General features: G+C 43.4%; 8 protein-coding genes. 2 read left to right on the top strand and 6 right to left on the bottom strand.

From position 1 onward, the window contains the following. Window positions 1-14 precede the first annotated feature (14 nt). The gene (locus NST04_RS31610) at window positions 15-671 is read left to right on the top strand and encodes a Crp/Fnr family transcriptional regulator (protein ID WP_341187759.1); all 657 of its coding nucleotides are present in this window, start codon (window positions 15-17) and stop codon (window positions 669-671) included. A gap of 200 nt (window positions 672-871) precedes the next feature. Here NST04_RS31610 and NST04_RS31605 read toward each other — a convergent pair whose 3' ends face one another. Next, window positions 872-1,198 (bottom strand): hypothetical protein, encoded by a 327-nt coding sequence (locus NST04_RS31605; protein WP_341148988.1) that lies wholly within the window; start codon window positions 1,196-1,198, stop codon window positions 872-874. A 374-nt stretch (window positions 1,199-1,572) separates the two neighbouring features. On the opposite strand from NST04_RS31605, the gene NST04_RS31600 reads away from it, so the two are divergent. Next, window positions 1,573-1,722 carry a hypothetical protein gene (locus NST04_RS31600; RefSeq protein ID WP_341187758.1) on the top strand — a complete coding sequence of 50 codons (150 nt, stop codon included), beginning with the start codon at window positions 1,573-1,575 and terminating at the stop codon, window positions 1,720-1,722. Window positions 1,723-1,942: 220 nt separating this feature from the next. Here NST04_RS31600 and NST04_RS31595 read toward each other — a convergent pair whose 3' ends face one another. Genes NST04_RS31595 through NST04_RS31575 form a run of 5 tightly spaced genes read right to left on the bottom strand, consistent with a single transcriptional unit; the run spans window position 1,943 to window position 17,088 of the window. Next, window positions 1,943-2,203: a hypothetical protein gene (locus NST04_RS31595; protein WP_341187757.1), complete on the bottom strand. Its 261-nt coding sequence runs from the start codon at window positions 2,201-2,203 to the stop codon at window positions 1,943-1,945. A gap of 15 nt (window positions 2,204-2,218) precedes the next feature. After that, complete coding sequence (locus tag NST04_RS31590) at window positions 2,219-11,974, bottom strand: RHS repeat-associated core domain-containing protein (protein WP_341187756.1); 9,756 nt, start codon at window positions 11,972-11,974, stop codon at window positions 2,219-2,221. 26 nt (window positions 11,975-12,000) lie between these two features. Continuing rightward, window positions 12,001-12,795: a hypothetical protein gene (locus tag NST04_RS31585; protein WP_341187755.1), complete on the bottom strand. Its 795-nt coding sequence runs from the start codon at window positions 12,793-12,795 to the stop codon at window positions 12,001-12,003. Between the two features lie 17 nt (window positions 12,796-12,812). After that, on the bottom strand, window positions 12,813-13,748 hold the full coding sequence (locus NST04_RS31580; RefSeq protein ID WP_341187754.1) for a hypothetical protein: 936 nt from the start codon (window positions 13,746-13,748) through the stop codon (window positions 12,813-12,815). Window positions 13,749-13,770: 22 nt separating this feature from the next. Continuing rightward, entirely contained in the window at window positions 13,771-17,088 is a 3,318-nt protein-coding gene (locus tag NST04_RS31575) for a fibronectin type III domain-containing protein (protein ID WP_341187753.1), read from the bottom strand. Window positions 17,089-17,106: the final 18 nt, after the last annotated feature.

Here is a 17,106-nt window from a genome sequence, read left to right as displayed (position 1 = left end):
ACGTGAAGCTTATCATGAATAACTTAGATTCCCTATGTCAATCACGTTTATTTTCAGGGATTGCTCCAGATGATATTCCCCAAATGCTTAATTGTCTGTCAGCCACACAGAAAGAATATACAAAAGATGAGATGGTAGTCCGGGAGGGCGATTTCGTTGATGACATCGGCATCATATTGCAAGGTACTGCTCAAAGTACGAAATTAAGCCCCACAGGAAAACAAATTATTGTATCCCTCCATTACCCGGGCGGATATACCGCTGTTCTCACAGCAGCCAGCCGTGGACGAAGATGCCCAATGTCAGTAAAGGCAATAGAACCGCTTGAAGTGCTGTTTATTCCTATCCAAAACATATTGAGCCCTTGCACAAAGTTAGGTAGGGCACACGAACAATTACTTGGCAATCTTTTCGATAGTATCGCCGAACGAGCGTTAGAACTGCATGACCGGAACGATTGTCTGATTATGCCGACTATTCGCGATAAGGTTTTAACTTTCTTAACAAGAGTTAGGCGTGAAACGGGAACGGAGACTTTTACAATTCCCTTTGACCGGGAAGCGATGGCCGAATATCTGGACGTAGACCGCAGCGCCCTATCCAGAGAGCTGGCATGGATGAAGCGGGACGGCTTGATTGAGTTTTATAGAAATGAATTTAAGCTGTTGTGAAAAACAATGGAAAAGGAATTTCACTAAAGGAAAGCAGGGCTGATGTGGTCGCTTATGTGGGGTAGTCATTATGGGGGATTTCAGCATTTTTAACTTTGATTGGATGATATTGGGGATGACTTTCTATTTATAAAAAATAGAGGGTGTGTCCCATAAGCCATGAAATGGCTGTGGCCCCCCCAAAGTGCTTTAGCTATAATTTATTGAGGAAACAATTCCAAATATATTCTGTACCACTCCGGGCGCTGTGCTTTAATTAAGGATAGCACCTCTTTTAAGGCAATACCTTTTAACTGAGACAACATGTCATAATTTATCCTTTGTATCGTAAGCCAAATTTGACCGATTGACTCGCCGCAACTTCCTGCAATCATTTCATTACAGTCACTTTCGTTTGACACATTGATTAAAAACTCCACTGTCTCATCATCTTGAAAGTTTTCTCCTAATTCAATCACTGCATCATCTTTTTCCGCATCTGATGCCGATGGGTCTACTAATATTTGAAAAAGTTTATCCTTATTCATACTTGTCACTCTCCTAATAATTTCAGGATACAAATGGTTCAAGTTCTCTCTGGCTATAGGGGTGGTGAAATGCTATTCTACGGACTTTCATGCCTGATGAGTTTATTTCTTGAAATGTCCCAAGCGAAAAAAGTTGAGTCATTAATATAGTATAGTAAAAAGCAAAATGATGTTGCACACGCAACGTGAAGCCTCTCATGAATAACATAAATTCCCTGTGAAAGTACAGGCCATAGAACCGCTTGAGGTGCTGTTTATTCCTATTCAAAACATATTGAGCCCTTGCACAAAGTTCGGTAAGACACACGAACAATTTTTTCGATAGTGTCGCCAAACGGGCGTTAGAACTGCATGACCGGAACGATTGTCTGATTATGCAGACTATTCGAGATAAGGTTTTAACTTATTTAACAAGAGTTAGGCGTGAAGCTGGAACCGAAGCTTTTACACTCCCCTTTGACCGGGAAGCGATGGCCGAATATCTGGACGCAGACCGCAGCGCCCTATCCAGAGAGCTGGCATAGATGAAGCGGGACGGCTTGATTGAGTTTTATAATGAATTTAGGCTGTTGTGAAAAGTAATAGAAAAGGAATTTCGCTAACGGTGAGCAGATATGAAATTAGAATCTCTTTAAATAAGTAATTTCTTTTTATTGGTTGAATATTAGGTTCATTCAGCATAGGGTAGCCCTCTCCAAAAGAAAAACCCTGAATGGCATAAAGCCAATCAGGGTTCTCAAGAAATTAATCGGGACTTATTAAACATTTACCTACTAACTCTTCTGCTTCATACCCGTTTGGTTTAAGATTTAAAGAAATAGTGTCATTATTCATTTGTGGATTTTTATAGCCCATATGCACAACATTATTAATTACATATTCATTTTCAGTATTGTTTGCATCTACCAGTAAATCCCCTGTAAGTTCGCCAAGGTACTTTCCAGTTATTACAACAATATTCACACTCTTTATATACATTGAAAATTCAACATTTATAGAAAACATACGCTTCACCGCCTTTTATTTCTTCAACATTTGTCTGTATTCTCTGAGTTGTTGAATTGTATCTCTAGTCTCAGAATTCGGTATTCTATATGCTTTTCTAAAGTTAATCAACTTTTCCTTCGCCTCAATCTCCATTTGAATAATATTTGAGCCGTTTGCTCTTCCAGTTCTGTACTGAGTTGCATGAATAAATTCTTCAAACACCGCAGATGTAGAAGGATTGGGCCTAAAAGCTATAGTAGTTGCATCTAAAGTTGATGCTTCAACCCCATGATAATTCAACAGTGGAAGTGCCTCATCTTCTTTTACGATCAGACCACCTTGCTTTTCAAAAGCATTTTTCATCCTATTGAACCTATCAGCATCCATGGGGATATGGACTGGACCACCATCAAACCGATTAATAGCATTACTCGTCCCCTCAGCCTGCATCCTAAGATTAACCGAATTAGCCGCCTTAACCTCATCATTCGTCAGAGTGGTTGGAATACCTTGTTGTCTCAGTTTACTATACAGCCCACTCGGGCTATTCGACAACATCTCCTGAACAGTCTGATTCCCTACTGCTGCACTAGTTTGCTGCGCTGCTTTCTGGATTGCCTTAGTTCCAGCTATTTCTGCTGCATCCTTTACCACAGCTGATGTGAAAAATTTAGCTGTTACTTTTTCCGTTAACTGGATAGTACCTTTAACGCTAGATTTAACAATTGCAGACCCACCAAAAGTAGCGGCAGTAAGCAGCAAGTTAGCAGAACCTGCACTTCTTTGTAGGAACGATTTGTCCTTGCCGAAAGCAAGCTTAGCATCGTCGCCTATCATTAGGTTAAACGTATTTACAACTAAGTTCTTCGTTCCATTTTTAACGGCATTAAACACAGAGCCGCTGCCCGAGCTCTTTGCAGCAGACTTAACAGGTACTGGATCTTTCTTCACGACTGCTTTAGTTGCCTGGACAACTTGTTCTTCTTTCTTTGCTTTTTTCAGATCTGCTGCCAAAACTGTATTTTTCTGCTGCAACTTTGATATTGCAGCCGCCGCTGCACTTCCAGATGCCGATGGACGTGAGCTACTAGTTGAGCCACTGTTTGATGTTGCCGGCGGCTTTGTTACCGTGGCTGGTGGAGTTGCTTTATTATTATTTGCTGGCGCCGACGAAGCAGACTTCTTCGAATTCTGTGCAGGCTTCGTTGGTGCTGGCGGCTCTTGTTTTGGAGGCGGTGTGGACGCCTTCTGCTTAGCCAGAAACAGATGCTCTTGGCGGTCCGCAGCAGCGTCGTTTCGGTTGATCTGGCTTTGAATGGAGCTTGCCGTGGCTTTGTGGCCAGTCGGATCGATATACTGGATCGGATCATTATTGGCATAAGTGTAGAGATTGAGACTGAGCGGGTTATTGTCTTCCCCCCAGTAGCTGTCTTCTGACAGGAAACGCCCGATGTACGGATCGTAATAACGTGCCCGAAGGTAGTACAGCCCTGTCTCCCCATCATAATACTCTCCTGCATAACGGATGGATTCCGAATAGGACTCGATGCTTAAAGTAGGATTACCAAAGACATCATAGTCATATTGGTTCTGTACTTCTCCTGCAGATGATACAGTTTGCACAACATCTCCGTGTCCATTGAACAAATAGTAGGTATATGCCTTAGCCTGATTCATTCTGGCAATGTAGTTAATGCCCCGGATGTAACGGACATTGAGTTTGCTGCTTCCGTCCATCTCCAGAATCACATGCTGACGGTCATATACATAATTCGTTTCCTTTGCTATTTTCCCTGCTTTAGCACTGCTTACCGTTTTCTTTACCCGTAAGCCGTCTCCATTATAAACATAATTTACAGTTGTCCGGTCTCCCGCCTTCACCTTGACAGCTTTCGTTAAACGGTTGAACCCGTCATAGGCTTGAGTTACTTTTTCGATAAGACTATTAATTTCTTTAGTCTGTGCCTCGTAAGTATCTCCCCCGGTAGACTGGTGCATTGCTGTTGTATGAGGCTGGGTATAGGCTGTCCGTTGGCTAAGCTCATTCCCGTTCTTATCAAAAAGATAATCTACAGTTTTGAGCAGCAACTCCTTCCCTGATGTATCGCTCATCCGCTCTTCAAGCTTCATCAACTGATTACTTGAAGAATACAGGTATTCACTCTTCTTCAATTTATACTGAAGTGCTTGCTTGGTATCCGGGAAGATATAACTGCTAGGCTGCAGCGAGGTATAGGTCTCCAGCATAGACTGCCGGTTTCCTGCCCCATCATAGGCATAGACCGTCGTCTTGCCCGGTGACTCTACCTGCTTAATACGGCCAGCATCATCGTAGCTGTATGCAGTTGATCCAAAACTATCTGTCTTGGTAATCTGCCGGCCAGCATCATCATAGGTATAACGGTAACTGGATATCTCAGAACCATTATTCCGTTTGTTTGTTAAGGTTAGCAGACGATTGTTCAGATCGTACGTATAGACCTCCTTGAGGCCATCTTCATACTGTACCATCGTACGGTTGCCATTCTTATCATAGGAATAGGCAGTTTCTTTACCATCATAGTCAACACGGGCCATCCGGCTGGACTTGTCATACTGGTAAGTTGTGGTGTAGCTCAAGGTGTCTGTTACCGATTCTACATTTCCAATTACATCGTAAGTGTATTTGATCTGAACCTTACTGTCTTTACTAATCTGGAGCAGCTGATTCTGGGAATTATAAGTGTAGCTATACGTTCCACTCTCGTCATTCATGCCAGTCCGATTTCCAGCTTCGTCATAGCTATAGTTAATTTTGTCCCCTGTCTCCGCCACTTTCATTTCAGTTAACAGATTCTGACTATTGTAAGAATATACCGTATTATTCCCCTCATGGTCGATCATACGCTGTTTGTTCAATGCCAGATCATAGGTGTAACTGATGGTTGCATTGCCAGCATCCGTGACGGATTGCAGCACCCCAAAAGATCCATAGCGGTATTGCGTAACTTTACCTCTTCCGTCTTTCATGGACTGCTTGTTGCCCATACGGTCATAGCTATAGCTGACCTCCACATCCAGCGCATCAGTAACCTGAGTTAAGCGTCCAGCATTATCATATTCATAGCGAATAGAGTTACCAAGAGCATCCGTTTTTTGAATAAGGTTACCGTAGATATTGTACTGATAAGCAGTAGTGAATTTACTTGTACCATTTTTACTAGCTAATACCGGATCAATAGCAGCAGTCACACGATTGCCTAAATCATAATGATAAATAATTCCATACCGGGAGCCATCGGTCTCTCCTGCCGCATAGCCTTTAGCATCAATGCTCTTGACCATATTGCCCTTCGCATCATAAATCTTCTTGCCAACCACTGTACCATATGGGTCAATGGTAAGAGATACTCTATTTAATTTGTCATAGGTGTATGACATACTGTAGCCCTTGGCATTGGTATCTGAAATTTTATTTCCTGCCAGATCATATGCTGTTGTAAACTTGTTTCCTTCTGGATCAGTAACTACAGTAATCCGGTTAACTGGATCATACGCATACTTGGTTACGTATCCCCTCTCATCTTTATCCGAAATTTTATTTCCGGCCGCGTCATAGTTGTATTGTCTTACAATCTCTGTTGAACCTAGAGCACGAATGACCTTCTCCACGCGGTTCATAGCATCATAGGTATAATTTACAGTGTATGCCTTACGGTTAGCTGAATCAGTGGACAAAAATCCGTTCGCTCTAGGATCTGCTTCTTGAATTTTGTTGCCTAGCACATCATAGCTGTAAGTTGTAATCTGCATGATTCTATCCGGATAGGTTGAATCAATTAGATTAGCTAGATTAGGCAGAGCTGAATAACCTTCAACATTGGCCTTATCCAGCCACCCGATCCGTTTCACCATGCGGTTCTGGGAATCATACTCATACTGCTCCACATCCTTGAGATCGGAATCTCTCAACTTTTCTGATTTGATGAGATTACCATTCTTGTCATACTCCATGGATGAGCTGGCACCGCTGTTGTCAATGACGCCTTTAAGCAGATTGTTATCGAAATAGATATAAGTAGTTTCCCGGTTAGCAGAATCTTCTTTTGATCCCGATACAATCTTCTTAGTCATATTTCCTGCCGCATCATAATGGAAGCTCTCTACAGCGTAAATCACATTTCTGCTCTCATCGAGTGCAAGCGGTGATTTCTTTTCGATGAGCCTGTTTCCGGCATCATAGTTGAACAGGGTTATGCTGTCTGCTTGATCTTTTACCGACACCAGATTTCCGTTAAGATCATATTTGTTTTCAACTGTATACCCGTAGGGGTCTTTTACAACCTTTTCTTTGCCAAATGAAGTGTAGCTGGTAGTAGTTACTGCTCCAAGCGGATTGGTCTCGGAAGTCTTTCTGCCCTGCTTATCAAAGGTATACTTGAAAAACCCACCATCTGCATAAATAATTTTAGCAGGTGTTCCGTCAGGATTGACTTCATATGAAGTCGTGTTGCCCCGTTCATCCGTTCGAGCCAGCAAATGATCAAGCACATCATATTCATACCGTTTACTGTCGCCCAGAACATTGGTTTCTTTAATCAGCCGGCCTAGCCCATCATATAAATAGGTTGTACCTTTGGAAGAGCCAATATTGCCTGAGTACCTGAGACCATCCACTTTTTTGGACATCTGTCCCTTAGCATCATATTCGAGGTATTCCACGACCGTCCCTTCAGGAGATACTGTGGATAGTCTGCGGTTCATCTTGTCATACGTATACGACATCCCCTTCATACTCAAGACCTGATTGGTACTATCCAGCTCTTTCTTGTATTGATTAGGTGAGATTTCCCGAATCAGATTACCACTTAAGTCATAGATGTATCGTGTTACAGCCAATCCGCCGTCTGCAGCGGGCAGACTTTTACGCAGCACACGATCAAGTGCATCATACTCATAGCGGGTTTGCATTCCAATGGAATTGGTCTCGGTTAGAACATTGCCCGCAGCATCATATTGATATAGTGTTGAACCTTTCATAGCATCCGTCTTCTTCAGCAGCTGCTTATTATAATTATATTCGAATGAAGTTGTGTTCCCCTTAGCATCGCTCTGGCTTAACAATTGATCATTCTTAGAATAGGTATAGGTTGTTGCTGCCTCCAGACGGTCCACATATTCATTGTCAAAAACAGCACCCGGTAAAAAACCTGCACTGATATCTGCAGTCTTAACCAGTAAAGCACTTTTGGTAAGGCGTGATCTGGAGTCATAGCTGTTCCGTGTAATATCGTAGTTATTATCGCTACTCTTTTGATAAGTCGTAATCACATTCCCGGCACGGTCGTAATCCTGTTTACTCTCTCTGCCAAACGGTCCTGTAACCTGAATAACTCTTCCGCCCTTATCATAGATCTGCTGAGTAAGATCCCCCATGCTGGTCTGAGTTACGGCTCCATTTTTATTAGAGACAATGAGTTGAAAGGTTTCTGTCGAGAGCAATTTAGCAGCTTCATCATACTTCATTAGGGTAAACCGGTAATACGTATTGGTTTGATCCGCACGAATATATTCTTTTTTGGATATTTGATTACCCGCTAAATCGTAACCGTAGTAAATAGACTTCCCATTCTGGTCTGTGCTTTCCAGCAATTCGCCTTGCGATGAATAACGGAAAGACTCAGAGGTACCGTCTGGATATTCTATTAGGTAAGGAGAGCCAAAAATAGTATTGTAGCTTTTGGTCTGTTGGCCTGACTTATCCGTGTTAATAGTGACCCATTTACCTGTAAGATCATAGTCAACCGTTGTACGTGAGCCGTCAGCATAGGTTGTTTGCTTCAAACGGCCTCCAAGATCATAGAGATATGAAGTAGTATGACCAAGCTCATCCGTCTCGCTCAATACGTTACCAGAACCATCATAGATAAGCTGTTTGCCGATTTTCCCGATGCCCTGCTGTTTGTTTTCATAAGCAGCCTGGGCTGAAATAATTTCAACAGGCTTATCAACAACATTGTATTGATATAACAGACCTATAGACTGCTCTGGATGAGTAGCATTATACCCTTCTCCATCGACATCCTTGATAAGGTTGTCCCTACCATCATATTCCTTGTAAGCAATGACCTCACGATTGGTTCCGTCAAAGGCAATAGTCTTTATTAACCGGTTCTCTGCATCATATATATTCTCAATGCCAGGAGCCTGTTCCATAGCAAGAGCAGAATATCTTGAATCCACAGTTTTTAGCAAATTGCCCATCGTATCATACTGATAACGGCTTGAATTCCCCAAAGGATCGGTTGTCCCAGTTGCGAAGCCTAATCCGTCGTAAGTATAAGAGGTTGTCCGCTCTGTTCCATCAATTACTGACGTCTCAGCAATCAGATTGCCGGACTTGTCGTATTGATAACGGCTGATTCTAGGCCCCTTGTCATTAAAAGGCTTGGAGGTAGATACCTTAAGATTTCTATAATTGTACGTATTCTCCTCAGTATCATAACCCGTACCATTGAATCGCCTCGTCTTCAGAAGGTTTCCTTCGAGATCAAATTCGTTTAAGGTCTGATAGGCCCCTCTTTCTACAAGTGATCCGTCCTCCCCTTTTTCTTTGGATGATCCTGTCTCTGACGTTATGTTTCCGGCAAAATCATATTGATAATTCTGTACAATCTGTTTAGCGCCAGTTGAATCTGCGTATTCTACAGTCTTAGTTTTATTCCCGTTTGCATCATACTCGTTAGATGTGTGAGAACGGTTAGCAGCGTCCAGGCTGACATATTGATCTGTCACTTGGTTAAGCGAATCATATGAAAAGGAGGTTATTGAAGAGTCCTTGTTAGCTCCTGCTGAATATAGCCCTTGCGTAAGTTTAATTCTGTTATTCACCGCATCATATTGGCTATTTGTATAGAAATAATCCGAAGTTCCCGCCTGATATATTTTTTGAATGGTGTTTCTACCCAATCCATCGTAGATCCACTCTGTGATTTTCCCGCCGGGAGCTTTCTCGGAGACCGGTTGCTCCATCGCGTTATAGCCATATTCTGTCGTGTTACCCAGTGCATCAGTGGCGCTAATCTTTCTTCCCAAGGCATCATAAGTATAAAGTGTAGTATGTTTGCCTTCGTCAGTGTCTGTTATGAGGTTGCCGACATAGTCATAAGTGAAGGTTGAGGCGTAATACGTCTGACGATCCGGCGTAACCTCTTGCTTGATCAATTGGCTCTCAAGGTCATAGTAGTACCTTTTACCATAGCCTTCTTCATTCGTAATCGTCATAAGCATAGGAAACTGGGGAGAAGAATTGATCTGATAATCAATTTTCACAGCTGCCTTAAGCGCCTTATCATTGTCATAGAAGGATTTCTCCACAATCTGCTGATTGCTGTCGTAGGTATAGCGAGTACTGTGTCCATTACTATTCATTTCTTTAGTCAGATTGCCAAAAGCATCATATTGCAGGGAGGATAACCTCTCCCATGTACCTTGGCTATTGATGCTATGGTTCAACAAATTCCCCTGAATATCATACTCATTCAGATACTTGTAATTCCCCGCATCCGTGTACTGGATCTTGAAGTTGGCATACGGGCTCTCCAGGTATTCGTACTGCAGCGCCTTATTATCCGGTCTGATGTTCTTGAGTACACGGCCCACTGCATCGTATTGATACGATGTCTTGTTGCCATTCGCATCGATCTCACTAAGGATATTGCCGGTCTGCATATCATAGGCGTAGGTTTTGGCATAAGTCTTGCCATCCGCCTGCTGATATTGCTTGGTCAGGTAAGCCCCTTTGGTATTTGTACCATTGGCATCGATACTATATTCATAGTACGTGGTGAAATCCTGCGAACGGTCATGTGCCGTTTTACGGATCAGATTGCCATAGGAATCATAGGCGTACTCTGTGACTAGCCAGGGATTCGCCGGATCATTCGTTGCTTTGCTCTCTTTAATTACATTGCCTTTACTGTCAAGCTCATAGTTGGTCTGAGCCGCCCTATTCTGATCCAGCTTCCAGGTCTTCTGGGTCAGAATATGATATTTATTAATATCATAGGTAAATAGTTCGGTGTGTTCATTGTTCACCGGATAACCCTTGCTGTCACGTTCAGCAATGGGTCCGGTATGACTGGTCATATTGCCGTACTCATCATAACGGTAGTTCTCAATGCTATGAACCGGCTCACCTGTAGCCTGTCCGCCAGCTACTTGATAGATAAGCGTCTCTTGTTTCTTGACCAACTTCAGCTCATCATGCTCACTGGTAACGGTCTCCTTGTGATTCTTTCCCAGCTTCTCAGTGAGAATCATTTCCTGATTACCGTTGTATGTATATTTCACAGTGCTGCCGTTAACATCTGTAATGGTTGTGTAATAACGGTATGTATCTTTAAGATAGGCCTTATCATCCTGCTTATAGTCTGCCGTGCCGTACCCGTCAGCTTCATTGGTATAGGTGTAGGTCTTCTTGTTATAGGTATCGGTTACGAATTTATCCAGAAAGTTGGGTTTGGCAGGATCGAACCCTTTCTTGATCAGATCATTACTCTCAAAAATCTTTCTGTACTGCATACTGCCTTCGTTCAACCGTTTAGTGTAGGTGTTGTATACATAGCTCTTCGCCTTATTGCTCTTCACTTCATCTACCAGTACAAGATTCTCGTAACGGGAATACGCAGAATATTTATCTTTATTGAAGTAGGTGAAGCCCAGATCAGGCTGTTCATACCAGAACATGAATTTCGGTTTCGCATCCGTGTCATACACCCTCTGCAGCCGGGTCCGTATAACATGCTTGGAATCATTAACGAGCGCCGCTGACTTGTCATACACAATACTTTTATCTCCCGGAAGATGGACAATCACTTGGAACTTACCCTTTAGGTCTCCGGAATCCGTGTTATTGGGGCTTTGCGATGCGTTATAATAGTTGTTCGCACTTACAGAAGAATCAATGCTGATCGGGCCTACTGTGTAATTGAAATCCTCTTTGTATTCAATCGTTGTATCGCGCCCCACTGAATCCGTAATTTTGGAGATCAGCTTCTTGTTAATGGAATGACCATCCATATAATAATTCAATGATTCATACTGAAAATTAATAGTGTTGCCATACCGGTCCACGATACCCAAGATCCGGCCGTCTTCGGCGAAATAGGTGTTCTTCCCATCCTTGCCTGTCATTACATACTTGGAGGTTCCGTCTGCTTGTCCATTGTGATAAGCGGCAGTCTCACGGACTACCACATCTTTCACAGTCTGGCCCTCCGGCAAAAATACATAAGCCCCATCCTGATTCGCAGGCTTAAGGCGATACACATCCCCGCTGTCTGTATGCAAAAACTTATGGCTGGAGCCGTCCGAATTGACCTTCACTTCAATATTCGGGAAGGAGAAGCGCATACCCATACCAAGGTTATATCTATCCTCATAGAAGGAGGAGGTTTTGGCGTAAGAGAAGGCTCTGTCTACCCACGCTCCGTCTACATAATTCACTTCCATCTCTTGCACATTCGCTGTTTCATTCTTATAGATTCGTTTGAATTCAAGATCTAATCCGTTCTTGCCAGGCAGGACATAATCTGTCTGAGTGATGGTTAGTGAACCACTCTGAGGACTAATTTCGTCAATCGTTTCATTGGTTCTTAAATATGCCGGTGAGAGCATAGTATTGTACTTTTGTTTGGGACCTACCAGATTGTTCAATTGATCCTGTAAAGTCTCGGCACTTGCTGCCGGTAAGAAAAACATCATCAAGATAAAAGAAGCCAATGATATTCGGATACATGCTTTCTTCACAAAGCTACCCCCGTCTGCCTGTTAAATTATTCTCCGTACTTTTCCGTATAGGTTTGGGCCATAATCATTTCATCTGAAAAACCTTGCGCAACTCTAGCAACTACAACTTTGGCTGACTCTCCAAGCTTCTGTGCCAGTACAAAAGCATGTGTAACCTGCTGCTCGGAAAGCTTACCATCCCCAGTATATTTACGAACTTCTTCCTCTGTTATCTGAACCCTTGGAAATGGATTTCCGCTATACAATACCTTTTCCCGTTCGAAAACACTGCTCCATTTACCATTTTTCAGTTTCTCATTCAATAAATTTCCAAACAGCTTACCGGTTACGAAAGATAGCCTGTCCGCGATCATAATATCGTCAGAGGTCGCTCCTTGCACCTGCATTAGCAGCTCAAGTTCTTCTGATTCGAAGGATCTGGGGATAAACTCTTTATGAGTCTCACGATATTGGGTGAAAAGTGTCTCCCAGGTCTTGCCTGCGCTTCTGGCCTCAAGCAATGCGGTCCAATCATTCACATTCCCGAAGTTGTGGTATAAGAAGTCGTAGGCGATCATGACAGCAGCACGGCTATATCCGCCGGCAACCAGCTCTTCAATCTGCTTACGGTATGTCTCTTGAACACTGAAATCTTTCAGGAACTGATCATATGAACTCTGAACCACTTCAGACTGTACAGGTCCAGCATTCGTTTCCTGACCTTCTTCAGTCTCCGCTTTAGGAGTAACGGCCACCTTAGCATAGGCAAATACTCCTGCCTGGAACACCAAAACTAGAATGATGATTAAAGCGGAAGCTTGAATGACCTTGCGTTTGTTCATTCCTCTTAACTCCTCTATTAGTAATTAGGATTCATCGCCTGAATTTCTTGTCTGACTGCTTCACCTGGATTTTCCGGTCTCACATCCTGCACCGTAGGCGGATTGATATCGGGAATCAGTGACTCCTTTTCTTCGGTTACAATATTATTGGGGTCAGGGTCCCTCTCTGAAACTTCAAGATCGGGTGCTTCATTCCCCTGCTGTAATTGCTCCAGCATCCTCTTCTCCAGAGCGTCCAGCGTTACTATCTCGCTCTCTTTGAGTGTGATGGTTTGTTGTTCTTTAGTTTCCTGATACTTTTTGGGGTCAGTGCTATAGTCCTTGAGATTCAGCCCAATCTGCAGCGACAGTAAATATTCATTCATTACGGCCTCCATGGAACCGAACTCTTGCTGCAAGGTAAGAAGGAGAGTAACGGCCTCTCCCTCATTAAATTGCTCATTAATCGTTACATACGCATATTGCAATCCCTCTTCATCTGAACGGAACGGTTCTGCGGATGCTTCTGGTTTCTCCACCATAGACGCTACGCTGCTGACTACTTCTTTTAACTGCTGCATGGTTCTCTCTGCCAGCATTTTGGCTTCCATGATCTCGTCATCCTGGAAGCCCTTCTGACGAAGTTCCTTAAGTAACTCCTCACCCAGACCAGCCTCATAAAGCAGATTTGAACGCCCCTGCTTGTCTTCCGTATTGTTCGCTGGAAGCTGCTGCTTCAGAGACTCCGTAATTTCATTCCATGAAGAACCTGATTTTTTCATTTCCATAATCTTTACTGCCGCAACTCCGCTCAGGTTAGAGAGCTCGGCCGCCGTCTGTTCATCTTGTTGCTGGGAAGACTCTTGTACTGCTGAATCCCGGTTAAGTCTTGGAAAGGTCACAATGGCTGCTTCAGCCAGCAACGCCACTATGATTGCTATGGATATATATCTGTATTTTCGCTTGCGGATCATTACCATTCTCCTTACTTATCATTCAATCTACTGTAACTTTTACGTTGCTATCACCCGTTATTTTCGATTTGAAAGTGAGCGTAGCAATCTCTCCAGACCAAGAGGTTCCGGGTACAACATTCTGATCGATGGAATAAGTGATTTTCCCAGGGGTATATGTAGCAGTTAAATTAGAACCGGCAATCTTTCCATTAGAGAGATCTCTGGCTGGAGTGAAATCATATAAGTCGGTTAATTCAAGCTCATCCGGATTATAGGTCACTACAAATTCCAGTTCGCTGAAATCCTGCACATTCTGAGCCAGCAGAGTCAGACTTGCTTCCTTATCCTTCTTAACTTTAAGCACGTAATCCGGACTGGTAGTACTCTTCTGTAGAGAAGGGCTCCAGGCAGTCACTCCTGATGTATTTTTTGCTCTTACCCGGTACGTATGAGCGGTTCCCGAAGTAAGCTCGTTATGCTGATAGGTTATATTGTTACCGACATCGATCGTCTTTCCATCTACTTCAAGCTGGTAGCCATTCGCCCCGTCCATCTTCTCCCAGCGCAATTCAATCGAGTTGTTTTGGGCAAATCCATCTATTTTGGAAGGGGAGTCAGGCAGGTTGGGAAGTGTAGAGAGTGCTAATACTGCCACCCAGTCTCCAAGTTCATTTCCTTGCTTCACTCTAATTTTATAGAGATGGTATTCTTCCGCTTTCAGTCCGGTATGATTATAAATCGTGTCCGCAGCGTTATCCAATAATTTGCCGTCTACTTCTATTTCATATCTTGCATTCGCGGCAACCGTATCCCAGGACAGAGTTATAGACTTATTCGTCACTACCGCTACTACATTTGTTAAGGAATCTGTATTCATTCCTGCAGGCATGGTAGTCATGGTTATCGGTTTGGACCATTCGCTTGTTCCGCTAATATTAGCGGCTCTGATTCTATAGGTATGTTTGGAATCTGCAGCGAGCTGGTCATGCACGAACAGATTCTCCTTCACAGTGGTTATAGTACCGCCATCCACTTCAATATCGTAGCTATCCGTGTGAGGAACATTGTGCCAAGATGCTGTAATCTGTCCTTCATCCGCTGTAGTCATGATGTTCGTGGGTACATCCGGTATTTCCGGATGAGTGGTTACATCCAGAGGAGAGCTCCACTTACTTTTGCCTCCTATATTAACTGCGCGAATTCTATAGGTATGACCGCTAAGTGCATCTAATCCTTCATGTGTATAGCTGGTCAATTGCTTGTTGTCGATAATTAGCCCGTCCACCTCAATCTCGTAGCCGCTGGCCCGTTCCATCTCCTCCCACTTCACAGTTACCGTATGAATATCCTGCACTGCAGATATTTCCGTAGGGGTCTCTGGCGGATTAGGCCAAGTCTGTTGTATGGCGGGCGCGCTCCATTCACTCACCCCTCCTAAGTTACCTGCTCTTACACGATAGGTATGATCCGTTGAAGCTTCCAGATCTTTGTGCGTGAAGGAGTTAAGGGTTCCGTTATCCGTCACAACTCCATCGGCTTCCACTTCATACCGCGTAGCATGAGGAACCAAATCCCAGGTTAATGAAACGAATTTCTGCGATGGGACTGTCAATAAATTGACAGGAGAAACCGGCGGTTCAGGCAGTGTCATTTGAGTAAAAGCCTGACTCCAGCTACTCGTACCTCCCGGATTGATAATTCTAACTCTATAGGTGTGCTGAGTATTGGATAATAATCCATTGTGCGTATAGGAAGTAGAGGTTCCATTATTGATAATCGCTCCACCTGCCTCTACCTCATAACCTAAGGCACCCGCTGATGGAGGCCATGCAAGCTTAATCCATTGCTGTGAAGCTTCTGCAGTAATTCCGCCCGGTGCAGCGGCTAGTGTAGTTCCGCTTGCCGGCCCTCCGAACCCTGTCTCTACCCCTTCGTTATTTCTTGCTTTTACCTGGAAGGAGTAAGAAGTATTTGCTGTTAAACCGTTAATCACTACTGTCTTATTAGACGGGGTAAACCATACAGGCGAAGAACTGAGAGTGCCGGAAGGAGTAACATATGCAGTACCCGATTGAATCAAATATTGGGTTGAAGCTGCATTCTGATCATGAAGCTGCATCATTAGCGAGGTTTCACCATTTTGCTGAACAGATAGTGATGGAACCTGCGCTCTCGTATAGACATTCTGCTCATGAACAGCGATATTCCCCACTTTATCTCTGGCTTCAATCTTGGTATAAAATGCGGTATTGGAGGTTAATCCTGTTGCAGTAAAGCTTGGCTGTGTAGTCCATCCGCTCGACTGACTTCCGACTGTGTAATGATATGGAACGTTATCCAATCCTGATATGGAATCTGCGGCTGTTCCCGATATCTGAACCTGTGAGTCTGAAGAAATAATATTGATATTTCCAATCACCGGAGGGGATTTATCTACAAAGATGGTTACAGAATTCTGAGTGGTGACTTTTCCGTCATTGGCTGTAAAGCGGATGGTATGGCTGCCTTCCGGTAAAGCTGCTATGTTCAATGGATTAAAGGATACATTTTGAGTTGTAGCTGTATTGGTTATCGTCTTACTTTCCCTTGCAGCTGCCTCTGAATCTATATAATATTTCAGCTCTAGCGCATCACCATTCGAATCTGATACCCCTATTACAGGAATGAACAGGGAGCTTGGGCCAAGCTGCTGTCCGTTGGGTGTTGGTATGGTAATTGTAGGGGCTGCATTGGAGGTAAGGTTCTTCTCCGGGAGATACTCAGATAGTGAGTTTCTCCATCCATTAGAAGGCTCATATGGCCTATGGTTACTATCCCCTGCATATACCCCAATACTGATCTTTGTTGGAATTCCACCAGTCAGTTCTCCCCCATGCTGCACAACAAAATCACTTGCATTGGATATAAATGTGTTGCTGGTAGTGAAATTCCAATCCAAATTTTCTACACTTGTATGTGTATAGTACTCTGCACTTGAACCATTGCTCGAATTACTCGCATAAACAGCTATGTCCAAGTATCTTGTACGTTGATATCCATTGTCCCAAAGGGTTCTTGAGCCTGAAGTCATAACGGCTGCATGGTCCAAGGCGATATCGTAGATCATTTGTCTTGTTGATAGATCAAAGCGAATATTCTTGAGCGTAATTCCTGGCATATCCAACGTAATTTCCGCAATATTACCCATGTCCGGAACATATTCAGCCGTTTTTATGAAACCATCGAAGTGGAGATCTGCAAAGCTAATAATATTAGACTCCCCTGCTGCTTTAACCTGTGATCCCCCTGGAAATAGAATCAACGTAACCATTAAAAAAACACATAAAATAGATATCCATCTTTTCAGCATATCCTTCATAGTTCCTCTCCTACCGCT

The sequence above is a fragment of the Paenibacillus sp. FSL H7-0756 genome, assembly GCF_038006765.1.
Taxonomy (GTDB): Bacteria; Bacillota; Bacilli; order Paenibacillales; family Paenibacillaceae; genus Paenibacillus_AQ.
This window is presented reverse-complemented; position numbering and strand designations above follow the sequence as displayed.